At 30.5% G+C, this 14,890-nt stretch carries 17 protein-coding genes; 15 read left to right on the forward strand and 2 right to left on the reverse strand.

Annotated features, from left to right (window positions below; all coding sequences use genetic code 11):
- The first annotated feature begins 267 nt into the window (after positions 1–267).
- The 15 genes from BXY80_RS08190 to BXY80_RS08270 all read left to right on the forward strand — a co-directional run bounded on the left by BXY80_RS08190 (position 268) and on the right by BXY80_RS08270 (position 12,694).
- Entirely contained in the window at positions 268–915 is a 648-nt protein-coding gene (locus tag BXY80_RS08190) for a hypothetical protein (protein ID WP_147376115.1), read from the forward strand.
- A 650-nt stretch (positions 916–1,565) separates the two neighbouring features.
- On the forward strand, positions 1,566–2,132 hold the full coding sequence (locus tag BXY80_RS08195) for a hypothetical protein (protein ID WP_120200860.1): 567 nt from the start codon (positions 1,566–1,568) through the stop codon (positions 2,130–2,132).
- Positions 2,133–2,736: 604 nt separating this feature from the next.
- The gene (locus tag BXY80_RS08205) at positions 2,737–3,204 is read left to right on the forward strand and encodes a hypothetical protein (RefSeq protein WP_162843289.1); all 468 of its coding nucleotides are present in this window, start codon (positions 2,737–2,739) and stop codon (positions 3,202–3,204) included.
- A gap of 193 nt (positions 3,205–3,397) precedes the next feature.
- A complete protein-coding gene (locus BXY80_RS08210; protein WP_120200866.1) occupies positions 3,398–4,378 on the forward strand; it encodes a DNA cytosine methyltransferase in 981 nt (326 codons plus the stop codon).
- Positions 4,378–5,139 (forward strand): hypothetical protein, encoded by a 762-nt coding sequence (locus BXY80_RS08215; RefSeq protein ID WP_120200867.1) that lies wholly within the window; start codon positions 4,378–4,380, stop codon positions 5,137–5,139. The genes BXY80_RS08210 and BXY80_RS08215 overlap by 1 nt, the downstream gene beginning before the upstream one ends.
- Before the next feature lie 226 nt (positions 5,140–5,365).
- Complete coding sequence (locus BXY80_RS08220; protein WP_120200869.1) at positions 5,366–5,743, forward strand: hypothetical protein; 378 nt, start codon at positions 5,366–5,368, stop codon at positions 5,741–5,743.
- 3 nt (positions 5,744–5,746) lie between these two features.
- Positions 5,747–6,637, forward strand: coding sequence for a hypothetical protein (locus tag BXY80_RS08225; RefSeq protein ID WP_120200871.1), 891 nt, complete (start codon positions 5,747–5,749; stop codon positions 6,635–6,637).
- Positions 6,638–7,305: 668 nt separating this feature from the next.
- Positions 7,306–7,746, forward strand: a complete 441-nt coding sequence (locus BXY80_RS08230) for a hypothetical protein (RefSeq protein WP_147376116.1) — start codon at positions 7,306–7,308, stop codon at positions 7,744–7,746.
- A gap of 156 nt (positions 7,747–7,902) precedes the next feature.
- Positions 7,903–8,064 carry a hypothetical protein gene (locus tag BXY80_RS13930; RefSeq protein ID WP_162843290.1) on the forward strand — a complete coding sequence of 54 codons (162 nt, stop codon included), beginning with the start codon at positions 7,903–7,905 and terminating at the stop codon, positions 8,062–8,064.
- Between the two features lie 288 nt (positions 8,065–8,352).
- Entirely contained in the window at positions 8,353–9,093 is a 741-nt protein-coding gene (locus BXY80_RS08245; RefSeq protein WP_147376117.1) for a DUF6090 family protein, read from the forward strand.
- 293 nt (positions 9,094–9,386) lie between these two features.
- On the forward strand, positions 9,387–9,635 hold the full coding sequence (locus tag BXY80_RS08250; protein WP_120200881.1) for a DUF6364 family protein: 249 nt from the start codon (positions 9,387–9,389) through the stop codon (positions 9,633–9,635).
- Entirely contained in the window at positions 9,632–10,054 is a 423-nt protein-coding gene (locus BXY80_RS08255) for a type II toxin-antitoxin system VapC family toxin (protein WP_120200883.1), read from the forward strand. The genes BXY80_RS08250 and BXY80_RS08255 overlap by 4 nt, the downstream gene beginning before the upstream one ends.
- 341 nt (positions 10,055–10,395) lie before the next feature.
- On the forward strand, positions 10,396–10,638 hold the full coding sequence (locus BXY80_RS08260; protein ID WP_120200885.1) for a hypothetical protein: 243 nt from the start codon (positions 10,396–10,398) through the stop codon (positions 10,636–10,638).
- Positions 10,629–11,225: a type II toxin-antitoxin system RelE/ParE family toxin gene (locus tag BXY80_RS14005; RefSeq protein WP_211328346.1), complete on the forward strand. Its 597-nt coding sequence runs from the start codon at positions 10,629–10,631 to the stop codon at positions 11,223–11,225. Before BXY80_RS08260 ends, BXY80_RS14005 begins: the two co-directional genes overlap by 10 nt.
- Before the next feature lie 590 nt (positions 11,226–11,815).
- Positions 11,816–12,694 (forward strand): alpha/beta hydrolase, encoded by an 879-nt coding sequence (locus BXY80_RS08270; RefSeq protein WP_120200887.1) that lies wholly within the window; start codon positions 11,816–11,818, stop codon positions 12,692–12,694.
- 514 nt (positions 12,695–13,208) lie between these two features.
- Here BXY80_RS08270 and BXY80_RS08275 read toward each other — a convergent pair.
- Together BXY80_RS08275 and BXY80_RS08280 are read right to left on the reverse strand one after the other, a co-directional pair.
- Complete coding sequence (locus tag BXY80_RS08275; protein ID WP_162843291.1) at positions 13,209–14,342, reverse strand: low temperature requirement protein A; 1,134 nt, start codon at positions 14,340–14,342, stop codon at positions 13,209–13,211.
- 28 nt (positions 14,343–14,370) lie between these two features.
- Complete coding sequence (locus BXY80_RS08280) at positions 14,371–14,889, reverse strand: redoxin domain-containing protein (protein WP_120200890.1); 519 nt, start codon at positions 14,887–14,889, stop codon at positions 14,371–14,373.
- Position 14,890: the final 1 nt, after the last annotated feature.

Here is a 14,890-nt window from a genome sequence, read left to right on the forward strand (position 1 = left end):
CATGATTTTATAAGGAAGAGGCTTATCATAGAATTGTTATCCATTTTATTGTATCTTCGTTATCATAGCTGAACTACGTTTAACCCCTAAGTTGTGCCACATTAAAAACAACATAACGGTCAAAAACGGGCTGACAATCCAAAATCGGAAAATGTGAAAGTTGAAACCGAAATAAAAAAAACAACCGAGTAGCGAAAATCGAAAGAGTAGAATTATTATGAATTAGGAAAATAAAAAACAAAAATATTTTCCCCAAAACCCAATATTATGAATATTTTAAAAAATCTAAGAAGACCATATTTTGCAATGTTCCTTGCATCTTTAATGCTTTTTGTATCTTGTAATCAAGATAGTTTGATAGAAAACCCTGAAGTTAAAACACAAACATTAGATGAGTATTTAATAAAGCATTTTGAACTAACATCAAAAATGATTGAGTTAAAAAGCTCTGTTGATTATAATATTATTGATAAATTAAAAAAATTGCAAAACAAGGCAATTAAAAAATCAGATTTAAAAATTGCTATAAAAGATGAAAATATTGAGATTTCTGATGAAATATTTGAACTACAACAGCAGATTATTGAAAATACAAAAATTCTTTATAACAACCCTAAATACAACTCTCTGAATCAAGAAGAATTCCTAACTCTGATTACAAATGAAATAAATAGTCAATTACAAAATAAACAAATATTTTCAAAAAAGTCAGATTCTTGTTTGGATACTTTCAATAGTGCTAATGAAAGCTGTTTAAAAAGCTTTGGAGCTTCCCTTGCCACAGTAGGTGTAGTTGGTTTATTTACATCTTTTGGGGTTGGTTCTTTAATTGGAGGTGGGATTGCTTTAATTCGATTTGGAGAATGCAACAAAAGTGCTCAAGCTGACCTTGCTGACTGTAGAGATAATCAATAAGGATATGAATAAAAAACTAATTTTCATACCGTTAATATTATATTTCTTTATGGATATTTTAGAAATATACTCCAAAGAGAATTATTTATGGATTAAAATAGTTTTAGTTATTTTGATAATAATAATCGGAATTTATTTAAAAGTATTTGAAAAGAAAAAATAACGTGGCACAACACCGTATAAAAATAATTGCGGTTTAGTTCTATAATAAAGGTAGTTGCGGATTTGCTAAACCTAATTTTCCTTGAAAAACCGTTGTATGCAAACCCGCAACTATTCTTATACCAAACCGATGGAACACATTCGCCAAAGGCGAACTTTAATTACTTCGTGCTTCGCACTCCCGTCCTTAAAGTAAATGTGTTCCATCTTAGGGGTTAAACCAAATTACTAGTTAGAACTAAACATAAGTATATCGCCTTTAGCAAGCTTCGAGCTAAAACGTGTAACATCGTCGGTTAAAAGTAATTTGGTACAGCTTCTCTAACTCCCAATAAAATAAAATGGCAATTTACGATGATTAACATCATCTAATTGATGAACAATTCCATAATCTTATAAGGAAGAGGCTTATCATAGAATTGTTATCCATTTTATTGTATCTTCGTTATCATAGCTGAACTACATTTAACCCCTTAGTTGTGCATAATATGAGAAACTTATTTTCCATAATAATATTTTTTATTTCTCTGAGCTCTTTTGCAACGGTTCAAGAGAAAGATATTTTAATTTTTAATGGTGAAGTTAGCGAACTGAAAAACTATTATTTAGAAGAATACTTCGAACTATTCCCTGAAAAAAAACCTAAAGAAGGAATTATTTCATCGAATTTATGGAGAGGATATAGAGCAATTTTTGTGGCACTAGATAAACAAATATTCTTAGTAGATCTTGAAATTAGAGTAAAAGAGGAAAAGCCAAATGTGCTGTTTTCAACAACTTGGAAAAGTGTATTTGACGAATTTTCACCTGAATGTGATAAGTTTTTAGTGGATTGGATTGATGATTTAATAATCTTGCCTAAAGGTGAAGCTATGGATTATGAACCAGGATTTGGAGTTTCATTTAAAAATTATAGTTTATTGAATATAAAAAATGGTCAAATTGTGGATTTAAAAGACTTTTCATTGAAATTTTTAAAAAAGCATTTTACAAAGTGTCACGTGTTTTTAAGGAAAGAGGATTTATTCATCTTAAATGAGATTCTTAAGAATTAATATACTATGCACAACAACGTGTATAATCAATTGCTGGTGTTGTGTTTACTCGGAAAATCCTGCGGATTTTCCTATTGGTTCGGTTTCTTTTATTAACTTAGTTCCTGCCAACGCAACTAACCATACACAACACGTTGCCAGTAATTTAAACTCACTCGAAACCTGAACAAAATATGATATGGAATCGCATTACGGAATTTTATGATGACCTATTCCAATATCATTATGAAAAGCAGAAAAAATTCGGTTCTGACCCAGAAGTTTTTCCTATTTCTATGATTTCGTTTTGCCAAGGAACTAATTTTCTGATTTTGCTAATTGTGATATATTTTATGACTGACTTGAATTCACTTGTCGGAACAAAATTTCTTCCGTATTCAATTTTTGGTCTGTATATAATATTTATTGGAATGAATTTTTATAGATACACAATAAAAAACGGAACTGAAAAAATCATAAAGCGTAATAAAACGATTGATAAAAAAATGAAATGGTATAGCCGAATATATTTATTAATATCAATTTGGTTTCCATTGTTTTTAATATATTTCTTTAATGAAATTTATTAGAATTGGCTTTATTAAGAAAGCTAAATAATTACAATGTGAATAACAAAAACAGAAAAACACGGCTGAATATAGGAAACCCAAAAAATGGTTGGATTCCGATTGAATTTAGTTCTACGGATTTTAAATTAGAATTTATTGCATCTAATATTCCAGTAAACCCGACTAACAAACTCTGCGAATCTCTGATTTTATCACTAAATGGAATTAACACGGAAATATGCTGGAATTTGGAACCTGAATGTTATTTCTTTGAACTTAAACCAAGCGAAAATAAAATTACTCTCTTTATTTCAAAAAGTGGTGGAATAACAGAAAACCGAAATGTTATTTATGAAATGACGGCAGATTTTGAGTCTGTGATTTTACCGATGTATCGGAGTTTAAAAAAATTTAGTACATTAGAATTTAATGAAATTGATTGGACAAAAATTGACAAAACAAAATTGGATAAATTAACGGAATTAGTAACTGAAAGAAAAAACTACTGGCAACACCGTATATAATTTATTGCTAGTTCTAGCCTACTTACGAAAATCCTCGCGGATTTTCTATTCGGTTTTTATTTGCTAACTTTAGTGCTTAAACCACGCAACTAACCATACACAAAACCGTTATGCCCAATTTGATTAACACTCGTTTGTTAATTAAATTTCCAGAATTAATTGAATCATTAAAATAGATAATTATCTTTACAAGATGTACAAAGAAAAATTAAAATTCATAGACCTCTTTTGCGGAATTGGAGGATTCAGAATAGCTTTTGAAGAGGCTTGTGAGGAAAATAATGTTCAATCTGAATGTGTGTTTTCTTCCGATATAGACAAATACGCTCAGGATAGTTACGAAGCCAATTTTGGAGAAAGACCAGCTGGAGACATTACTCAAATTGATGAAAAAGAAATTCCCGACCACGATATTCTTTTTGCTGGATTTCCTTGTCAACCTTTTAGCATAATTGGACAAATGAAAGGAATGGACGATACGAGAGGAACTCTGTTTTTTGATATTGCTCGCATAATTAAAGAAAAAGAACCAAAAGCATTTATTTTAGAAAATGTAAAGCAACTTGTCGGTCACGATGGTGGAAAAACATTAAAAGTAATTGTACAAGCATTAAAAGATATAGGATATCATGTTCAATACAGTGTTTTAAACGCTTTAGATTATGGATTGCCTCAAAAACGTGAAAGAGTTGTGATAGTTGGTCATCGTGAACCAATTATGTTTACTTTTCCTAATCCAGAAAAACCATATAAATCTCTAAAAGAAATTTTAGAAAAAAAGGTCGAAGAAAAATATTTTGCATCAGAATATATAAGAGAAAAAAGAAAGGTTAAACATAAATCTTCTTATTATCCATCTATTTGGCACGAAAATAAATCTGGAAACGTTTGTTCTTATCCTTATTCTTGTGCGCTTCGTTCAGGTGCTTCTCATAATTATCTTTTAGTAAATGGAGAAAGAAGACTAACACCCAGAGAAATGTTCAGACTACAAGGTTTTCCTGATTGGTATAAAATTATAGTAAGTGATGCTCAAGCGAAGAAGCAAGCTGGAAATGCTGTTCCTGTAAATATGATTAAAGCGGTAGTTGAAAAACTTCTTCCTTACGTTGCTACAAGTTTAGACCAAGCATCAGTTTTAAGAGAATATGATTTACAATACAATCCAAGTTAATGGCGAAAAAATCACCAAAATTAAGAACAGTAACAAAGTCTGTTTCAGCTTATCCATTAAATAAATTCAATAGTGATTTCCCTTATATTTTAGGTCAAGAAATTGTTTATTTACTTGCAAGTAAAGGTAGAGCCGATTTACAAGGCGACGAATGGGAACAAATCTTTGCCAAGTGTATCGGAGCAGATTGGAAACCTTCTAATGTTGGTTTAGATGACGTTGTTATGGGTAATACTGCTTGGGGAGCGAAAACAGTAAAGTCTAACATAAAAGATTTCAAAAAATTAAAACAAATTCGGCTAATTTCAGGTAGAAATTCACCTGTATACTCTTACGGCGGAACAATAGATACAAATGCTGACCCAAATGTTATCGGAGAGCAAGTTTTAGAAATTTGGAACGAAAGAGTATCTGCAATTCGAGAAAAATTTAAACATCTTCGAACAGTTGTACTTGTCAAATCAAATGATTTATCGCAAGTAGCCGTTTTTGAATTTGATACTGTGAGGTATGATTCTGATTTATACGATTTTATTTGGAACAAGAATGGGAATTTGGAAGGTTACGACAAAGGTGCTGAACACAAAAGTGCAAATAAACGTTTCACTTGGCAACCTCACGGCTCTCAATTCACAATAACTGAAATTGTACCTGAAAAAACTCTGATACTGAAAATAAAGCAACCTGAAAAACTTGATAAGGCTAAAATACTTGAAGCTATCGGATTTGATAAATCTTGGGTTACAATTGAACGCAAGTAAAACTGGGCATAACAACGTGTATAAAACATAGCTAATAAAGGCTTTACAAGAGGTTTTGCTTATTTATAAAGACCGTCAAATTTTTATATTTAACTTTTAGAGTAATTTAAAATAAAAAGAAAATATAAAAATCCGCCTCTTGTTTAATCCGAAAAATTAGCGTCTTTTTACACGCAACGAGCCATACACAACACCGTTGCCATTAATTAGAAAAACAAAACGCTGAATGAAAAAAGTATTAATAATTATAATATCAAGTATTCTAATTACCTCTTGTGGAGCATTAGGATTTGGAAGTTATTCAACAACAACATTTTATGTGAAAAACAACTCGAATGAAACTATGAACTTTAGTTCAACAGTCGTAGTTTTCCCAATGTCAAGAGGTCCATTGACAAGGAATTTTTCCGTTCCGCCAAAAGATAGTATTCTTGCAAGACAAGTGGATTTTAAAAAAGATGCAGAGCCACAAAAATGGTTTCTTGAATTTAAAATATTTCCAAATGACAACGTTAAAACATTTGACCCAAATAAAGCTGAAAATTGGAAAAAAGGACTTGATAGCAAAGGAAGATTAATCTATACATTCTTAATTGCCGAATAAGTTATGAAAAACATACTTTCGACTTTATTATTTTTTGTTTTTGTAATATCATTTGCTCAAAACGACAGTATTTTTAATAGACTACAAGCAATTAGCAATAATGGATTGACCTTTTACAATATTGATGGATACACAATAACCAGTGAAACATTAAACTATCCTTTTTCTGAAAAAGGTTTGAAAAAAGTTTATCGTAAATATTCTATCAAAAAAGACGAAAAGAAAACGAAAGACGAACAATTACCTTTTAATAATTATTATGTCACCAATGACAAAGAAATTACCGAGAAATTAGTACAAAACAGCTCTTATTATTTCATAGAAAACCAAGATAAACGAATCACAATAATTCAATTCAGTTCTATTAATAAAAGTGATAAAGAATTTGAACATTCAATCGTAAAACCTATAATTGAAAATACGATACCAAAGGAAAATTATGCTTCAATGACAATTGACAGTATCAATTTTGCTGGCAGAAAAATAAAATTGGGAACGAGTTGTAACTGGACAAACGTAAATACAGTTCAATGTCCATATTATGGAGAAATGAATTGGTCAGTTCATAAAGATTTAGAAGATGCAAAAAATACAGTTGAGCAACAATTTGCCATAACGAAATCAAGAAAAAACGGAAAAGTAATTTCGGAAGAAATGGTTGATATAGAATTTGAAGGAACAGAAACTAAAGCCAAAAAAGTGATTTATGACTTTACTGGAATGACTTCTGTTTTGGCAAGTATGTCTGGAGGAAAAACATTAACAATTTACTATGTTGCGACTGAAGTAAGAGGTAATTATGTTAGTTGTGTTTTGAGTTTTTGGAATAACGACACAATAAGAGAAAACGGACTTGCACCATTGTTGGAAAAAGTAATGAAACTGAAAAAATAACTAATGGCAACACCGTGTATAATTAATGGCTAGTTATCGCCTACTTACGAAAATCCTCGCGGATTTTCTATTCGGTTTTTATTTGCTAACTTTAGTGCTTAAACACGCAACGAAATCATACACTAGACCGATGGAACACATTCGCCAAAGGCGAACTTTAATTACTTCGTGCTTCGCACTCCCGTCCTTAAAGTAAATGTGTTCCATCTAAGGGGTTAAACCAAATTACTAGTTTGAACTAAATATAAGTATATCGCCTTTAGCAAGCTTCGAGCTAAAACGTGTAACATCGTCGGTTAAAAGTAATTTGGTACAGCTTCTCTAACTCCCAATAAAATAAAATGGCAATTTACGATGATTAACATCATCTAATTGATGAACAATTCCATAATCTTATAAGGAAGAGGCTTATCATAGAATTGTTATCCATTTTATTGTATCTTCGTTATCATAGCTGAACTACGTTTAACCCCTTAGTTACCCAACATTTGTCAGAATAACCAAGAAATGGAATAATATTTGTAACGATTTAATTATATATACGTCTAATATGATTAGTAAATAACACTTGAATTTAAAACAAAAAGAGAATTTAACACATTATTAATTGACTTAATTTGTAAAAAAAGTATATTTGTACAGTACATTTTATGTTTTTTTATAAAACTATGACAACTACATTAGAGAAAATAAATAGAGAAATTATAAAATCTTACTCTCATTCATTGAGCGAGGAAGAAAGAATAAATAAGATTCTTGACCACATTAATGATAAGAAGAAAGAATATTCTATTTTGACTAAATCTCTAGAAAAATTAGGCTCATTACTTACAAAAATAACTTGGTTAGATAACTTATCTACATCAGATGAAGTTATTATTAGAGGGATTATAGCAATGGGAAAAGCTTCTGATAAGCACTTTAGAAAATTTTACTCTGGACAAAGAAGAATATACGTTCCAAAAGGACTTTTTAAAGATGACTTTAAAGAAATGAAAAAAGCAATTGAATTTCACATTGAAGCTGTTAATGAAGTTGAGCACATAATATTTGATTTAAGAAAGAACAATGACTTTAAAGAGTTAAGTTCTCTAGTTGATGAGCTTTAATGAAATTTTTCTTCCAAAAAAGCTTTATATCTGAAGTCAAAAAACTTCTCAAAAAAAATTCATACAAGGATTGCGAAAAGGCAATAATCAATGATATCTTTATATTAGAATCTGATGATTTATTAGCTCAATGTGTTGCATATCGACTTAATCCAAATGCAAAAAAATCCTATAGCCAAATTAAGAGCAGGTGATGAACAAGGTAAGAGTTCTTCCTTTAGAGTTTATCTGATTGCTGTGGCTACAAAAAACAATTATTATTTTGGATACATTTATCCAAAACAAGGCGTTTACGGAAAAAAACTCTTTAAAATCTAAAGAAGAAACAAAAATCATAAAAAATCTTTTGAATGATATTAAGAAAGATGACGTAATTGAGGTTAAACTTAATAAGAGAAAAGACAAGATTTGTTACGCTTCTGATGATAAAGAAATTTTTAAGTAAATAAAAAACGTCGGGTAACAACGTGTATAATTAATTGCTTTGGTCGTTGCTTATTTGGAAAATTCCTTCGGAATTTTCTCTCGTTCGTTTTTGTTTGCTAAATTAGTTGCTTAACCACGCAACTAACCATACACAAACACGTTATAACCAACCGTTAACCAATGATAAAATTCTTTAGAAAAATTCGACAAAAAATGCTCTCTGAAAATAAATTAAGTAAATATTTACTTTACGCAATTGGAGAAATAGTTCTTGTCGTTATTGGAATTTTGATTGCATTGCAAGTTAATAATCTCAACGAGCAAAGTAAAAAAGAACAATTAAGAGTAAACTATGTAAATTCACTATTAAGTGATTTAGAATCAGATATTATTTTACTTGAAAATCAAATTTTAACATTCAATACAGAATTAGAAAAACTTACTTCTTTATCTAAGCGATTATCATCATCTGATGCCACTTTTGACACGATAAGAAATATTGCACGATATGAATTTCTTCCGTTTTTCAACCCTTCTAATAACTTGAATATTGACACATATAATGCGCTGATTTCTACTGGAGATTTAGACTTAATACAACCCCTTTTGAGGAGAAAAATTCAAAAACATAATGCTGAACAACTTGAAACTCTTAAGACTGTTGAATTGAATTTTAAATTATATGCTGAATTGGGTTATAAATACGCTAGTCAATTCCCAATAAATTTTGAATTTAATGCAATTAAGGGTAAACAAATGAATTCAGTTTGGGAACAAGTAAATGAAAATAAATTAAAATCTAGCTTGAACGGAATTCTAACAATGAAAATAACGAATTATAATATGACTAATATTCTTCGAGAAAAGTTAGTTGAAAAAACAAAGGTTCTTATAAAGGAGATTAAGAGTTATGAGAAATAACGAAAGCACAACAACGTGTATAGCTCATTGCGGCTGAATTCCTTAATCGGAATTCATTGCAATTCACTATCTTTCGGTTATGGCGGAAAATCATCTATGATTTTCCGCAACGAGCCATACACAAAACCGATGGAACACATTCGCCAAAGGCGAACTTTAGTTACTTCGTGCTTCGCACTCCCATCCTTAAAGTAAATGTGTTCCATCTTAGGGGTTAAACCTCACAACAAAAATCATAGTCAAATTGAATTATACGGATTATTTTTATATATTTGTACGTATAAAAATTAATTATGGATACAAAATTGACTTTAAAGCTTAATCAAAGGATTATTGAAAAAGCCAAGGAGTATGCTTCTAACAAAAAAATGAGTTTATCTCGAATTGTAGAGGCTTATTTACAATCTCTGACTTCAGAAAACGATACCTCTGAATTTGAGATTTCACCTTTCGTGAAAAGCATTGCAACTGGAATCGAAATTCCTGCCGATTTGGACTATAAAAAAGAATATTCTGATTATTTAATTGAGAAATATAAATGAGCAAAAGGATTTTTATAGATACTAATGTAATGCTGGACCTTTTGGGAGAGCGAAAACCTTTTTATGAACCGATTGCGAAAATTGCAACCTTAGCAGAAAAAGAAAAACTAACAATGGTTGTTTCGCCAATTTCATTTGCAACGGTAAACTATTTTATCACAAAATTTGAGAATGGAAAAATTGCTAGGGAAAAACTAAGAAAATTTAAGATAATCTGTGAAATATGCTCACTCGATGAGCAAACGATTGAAAAAGGACTAAATTCTTCGATAAAGGACTTTGAAGATGCATTACAATATTTCAGTGCGACAGAATCTGAATGTGATATTATTATAACAAGAAACGGAAAAGACTTTAAAAAATCGCTATTACCTGTTATGACCGCAGACGAATTTTTAAAATCTTTGAATAAAAAATAACTACACCCAACAACGTGTATAGCTCATTGCGGTTGAATTCCTAATCGGAATTCAACGCTTATTCGCTATCTTTGGGTTATGGCGGAAAGAATCCTGCGGATTTTTCCGCAACGAGCCATACACAACACCGATGGAACACATTCGCCAAAGGCGAACTTTAATTACTTCGTGCTTCGCACTCCCGTCCTTAAAGTAAATGTGTTCCATCTAAGGGGTTAAACCAAATTACTAGTTTGAACTACGTTTAACCCCTAAGTTGGCAACAAGCTGTGAAATTCGTCAATTCAATAAAATAAAGTATTAAATTGATATTTTTGTATCTTTGAAAAAAAGCTAATAAAATGGATTTACAGACAAGAAAACTAGAACTTATTCAAGAGTTTTTAAAGATTCAAAGTGAAGATGTAATTTCGCGACTTGAAAAAATCCTTAGAAAAGAAAAGAAAAATTCTGATAATGGTGATTTTAAACCAATGTCAATTGAGGAATTTAATTCTCGAATTGACAAATCTATGGAAGATTCAATAAATGGTCGTCTAACTAAATCTAGCGAATTAAAAGCCAAGATTGATAAATGGAATTAAAATTGTTTTGGACTGATTTTTCTCAAAAAGAACTAGAAAAAATTTATCAGTACTATCGAGAAAAGGCAGGAACTCGAATTGCAAAAAAACTCGTTAACGGAATTTATAATGAGGCTTTAAAACTTAAAAGTCAACCAGAAATTGGACAACCTGAAGAACTTCTTAAGAATAGAAAACAAGAATTTAGATATTTAGTTTATAAAAATTATAAAGTCATTTGTTGGATTAACAATGAAGAAAACAGAATTGAAATAAATGATGTTTTTGATACTCGACAAAACCCAATAAGAAAAATACTGAACTATATTTGGATTGGAATTACTACTCTTATGGTTTTTTTGATTTCAAGATTTTTCTTTCTTGGTTCAGAAGAAGATTTTGAATTTTTAAAAGCCGATTTATTATCAAACTTACTGAATAGAACAATTTCGGTAATGGTCATTGGAGTTGTATCAATTCTGATATTAGTTCTAATTAATTATTTTATGATAAAGAATTGGAAAACATCAATTAGAACTGGATTGATTGGAATCGTTGTTTGTTTTTTATCTTCTTTAATCGGAACATTATTGTTCTTTTACAATTAAAAAATACTATTGCCAACACCGTGTATAATTAATTGCTTTGGCAAGTGCTTATTTGGAAAATTCCTTCGGAATTTTCTCGGGTTCGTTTTTGTTTGCTAACTTATTTGCTTACACACGCAACTAACCATACACAAACACGATGGAACACATTCGCCAAAGGCGAACTTTAATTACTTTGTGCTTCGCACTCCCATCCTTAAAGTAAATGTGTTCCATCTAAGGGGTTAAACCAAATTACTAGTTAGAACTAAATATAAGTATATCGCCTTTAGCAAGCTTCGAGCTAAAACGTGTAACATCGTCGGTTAAAAGTAATTTGGTACAGCTACTCTAACTCCCAATAAAATAAAATGCAATTAACGATGATTAACTTCTTCTAATTGATGAACAATTCCATGATCTTATAAGGAAGAGGCTTATCATAGAATTGTTATCCATTTTATTGTATCTTCGTTATCATAGCTGAACTACGTTTAACCCCTAAGTTGGCAAACATTTCGAAAAAATCTCCAGAATTTAAAAAAACATTAAAATTGCAACATTTAATATAAGTAATCGTCTTTATAGAAATACAACTAAAAATAAATGATATGCACACTATAAAAAAATACCGTATTTCTGTTTTACTTTTATTAATTCTGATATTACTTCTTAATTGTAAAGAACATGAAAATTTGTACATCATAGACACACTCGATTTAAAAAGTAATATTTTTAAGAACACAAGAAAAGTAAGGGTTCTTCTTCCTCCAGATTATTATCAAAGTAAAAGTATTCATTATCCAGTTTTATACTTAAATGATGGTGTTTTAGTTTTTCATGCGTATGAGATAAAGAAAGTTGTTCATGACTTGATAAATTCAAAAACAATAGAACCGATAATAGTTGTTGGTATTGATAATGGTGCTTCTACAGTTGAATCAAAAAATCCGTTAAGAGATAGAGCAATGGAATATTTACCTTGGGCAGATGAGTTTGAGACAAATCCCGAAGCTAAAATCGATAACCCAAAGGGCAAATTATATCCAGATTTCATAACAAAGGAAGTTATGCCTTTAATAAATTCAAAGTTTCGAACTAAAAAAGGTGCAAAAAATACAGGTTTAGGAGGCTCTTCAAGAGGCGCTCTTATTTCATTATATACTGTTTTAGAAAAACCTAATCACTTTAATAAACTTCTCCTAGAAAGCCCTTCTTTATATGTTTCGAATCAAAAAATTTTAGAGAATTCTAGTTCAAAAAAGATTTGGCCAAACAAGGTATATATAGGAATAGGAACCGAGGAAGGAGAAACAGATGAAATTAAAAAAATGGCTGTTAAAGACGCAGAAAATTTAAAATCTATAATACTGAAAAATTCAAGTAACACGAAATTAGATTACTTATTAGATAAAGGTGGAGAGCATAATTTTGAATACTTTTCCAAAAGATTTCCAAAGGCTTTAGAATTTTTATATGGAACTGAATAAAAAACGATTTGCCAACAACGTGTATAGTTCATTGCTCGGAAATTACTATCGGAATTTCTGTCGCTTCTGAACAATGGGTTTCTGATTATTTGCTAACTTAGTGGAAACGCAACGAAACCATACACGAACACGATGGAACACATTCGCCAAAGGCGAACTTTAATTACTTCGTGCTTCGCACTCCCATCCTTAAAGTAAATGTGTTCCATCTTAGGGGTTAAACCAAATTACTAGTTTGAACTAAATATAAGTATATCGCCTTTAGCAAGCTTCGAGCTAAAACGTGTAACATCGTCGGTTAAAAGTAATTTGGTACAGCTTCTCTAACTCCCAATAAAATAAAATGGCAATTTACGATGATTAACATCATCTAATTGATGAACAATTCCATGATTTTATATGGAAGAGGCTTATCATAGAATTGTTATCCATTTTATTGTATCTTCGTTATCATAGCTGAACTACGTTTAACCCCTTAGTTGTACGCAAGCTGAAAGACTATTTCAAATCATTATTAATCCAAAAATCTTGACACGTCCTTTGTCAATGTAAACTTAAAATTCCCTATTGTGTAGTATAACATTCCAATTGTTACTCCTATAAGTGCATATTCAATTTTTGGAAGAAATGTTGAACCCACTGTTATAAAAACACAAATAAGTGTATTGATAATTATTGGTTTTCTAAAAGGTGGCAAAAATTTAAAATATACAGTTTGTTTTCCTACATAAAAGAAACACATTCCCACTATTGCCAATACCCTGAAATCGTTTTGGTTTAAATCATTCAAAATAGCATGTCTGATGACATTAGCTAATATTACAAATCCCATAGCAAGAAAGAAGTGAGAATAAATAAGAGTAAAACCATTCTTCATTGCTTTTAATCTTTCCATTACATGAAAGCTATCATAATAAATCCACCAGATTAATCCTATCATTATAAATCCAGTTACGGCAGCAATGACACTCAATGCATCCCAATTAATATCTCTTAAGGCTGTTGTTAAACTAATAATAGATTCACCTAAAAGTATAATGGAAAGAAGACCAATTCTTTCAACTAAATGCTCTTTATGTACTGGAGGTACATTCTTGTTTTTGCTTACAAGAATAAAAGCTATCATTTCAAAGACGATTCCTAAAACTAAAGTAATTTCTCTGTAAGGATCAGGAAAGAGAAATGAGATACCAGTAATAATTGTTCCAATAATTATTATTAAACCGCATTTATTAGCATACTCTTTTGACTCATTAAGTGCTTTAGTAGAATTAATATACAAGCCCGCAATAATTATTTGAATAACTGCATAAAAGCCAATAAACAACCTATAGTTTTCAAATAAATCACTACCTAAAAAGGCAGTCATTGTTATCATTAAAAACATGATAGCCAAACTTGAAATTCTATGGTACCTACTATCTGTATCAAAACGATTAGCAAATAAGGTATGTAGCGTCCAAATCCACCAAATAGATAGGAATTGAAGAGGAAACATCCAAATTTGTTTAGGGTCTATATGATTATGATGCGTATGTGCAAGTTGATGCGTAACAATACCTATACTGGACACAAAAACCAAATCAAAAAAAAGCTCCAACCATGTGGCATGCCTATTTTGAACTAAATATTTGAATGTTTTCTTCAACAGAAACTATATTTTAACATATACAAAATTATAACATTTCTCCGCGAGCTGGATAATGAGCTGTAATAATGTAATCTACTGCTTTTACAAAAGATGGTAAATATGGCCTTCCCCAAGGATTACTGTTTATAGCGGAATAATAAACTTGATTACTATTGTCAATTAAAAATAATCCTGGTTCACTAAACTCACTTGGCTCTCCATCTTTTACACCTGCACTTAAATACAAAGCCCAATCTCTTGCTGCGGATTCTGATAACCCATATCCCAAACTAATATTTGGTAGTTCCCATTTTTGTCTTGATAGTCTTGCTCTTTTTTCTGTATCCATACTTACTGCTACGACATTAACGCCTCTTTGCTCAAATTGTGGTAACAATTCTTGTAACTGCTGTAAATACTTTTTACAAATAGGACAATGTAGCCCACGGTAAAAAACAACTAAAGTAAAGTTGTCTGGTTTTTGGTCTGTTAAATTCCATTGTTTCCCATCTAATAATGGAAATTGCAAATCTGGTGCTGTATGTTTTGGTGTTGGTCTGTTCATA

It is taken from the genome of Ichthyenterobacterium magnum (assembly GCF_003610635.1).
Lineage (GTDB): Bacteria > Bacteroidota > Bacteroidia > Flavobacteriales > Flavobacteriaceae > Ichthyenterobacterium > Ichthyenterobacterium magnum.

Coding starts and splice junctions, on each gene's coding strand:
- BXY80_RS08230 (WP_147376116.1), top strand. CDS start 7,306: ATGACAACTACATTAGAGAAAATAAATAGAGAAATTATAAAATCTTAC.
- BXY80_RS08195 (WP_120200860.1), top strand. CDS start 1,566: ATGAGAAACTTATTTTCCATAATAATATTTTTTATTTCTCTGAGCTCT.
- BXY80_RS08215 (WP_120200867.1), top strand. CDS start 4,378: ATGGCGAAAAAATCACCAAAATTAAGAACAGTAACAAAGTCTGTTTCA.
- BXY80_RS08260 (WP_120200885.1), top strand. CDS start 10,396: ATGGATTTACAGACAAGAAAACTAGAACTTATTCAAGAGTTTTTAAAG.
- BXY80_RS08190 (WP_147376115.1), top strand. CDS start 268: ATGAATATTTTAAAAAATCTAAGAAGACCATATTTTGCAATGTTCCTT.
- BXY80_RS14005 (WP_211328346.1), top strand. CDS start 10,629: ATGGAATTAAAATTGTTTTGGACTGATTTTTCTCAAAAAGAACTAGAA.
- BXY80_RS08210 (WP_120200866.1), top strand. CDS start 3,398: ATGTACAAAGAAAAATTAAAATTCATAGACCTCTTTTGCGGAATTGGA.
- BXY80_RS08245 (WP_147376117.1), top strand. CDS start 8,353: ATGATAAAATTCTTTAGAAAAATTCGACAAAAAATGCTCTCTGAAAAT.
- BXY80_RS13930 (WP_162843290.1), top strand. CDS start 7,903: ATGCAAAAAAATCCTATAGCCAAATTAAGAGCAGGTGATGAACAAGGT.
- BXY80_RS08250 (WP_120200881.1), top strand. CDS start 9,387: ATGGATACAAAATTGACTTTAAAGCTTAATCAAAGGATTATTGAAAAA.
- BXY80_RS08220 (WP_120200869.1), top strand. CDS start 5,366: ATGAAAAAAGTATTAATAATTATAATATCAAGTATTCTAATTACCTCT.
- BXY80_RS08280 (WP_120200890.1), bottom strand. CDS start 14,889: ATGAACAGACCAACACCAAAACATACAGCACCAGATTTGCAATTTCCA.
- BXY80_RS08225 (WP_120200871.1), top strand. CDS start 5,747: ATGAAAAACATACTTTCGACTTTATTATTTTTTGTTTTTGTAATATCA.
- BXY80_RS08255 (WP_120200883.1), top strand. CDS start 9,632: ATGAGCAAAAGGATTTTTATAGATACTAATGTAATGCTGGACCTTTTG.
- BXY80_RS08270 (WP_120200887.1), top strand. CDS start 11,816: ATGCACACTATAAAAAAATACCGTATTTCTGTTTTACTTTTATTAATT.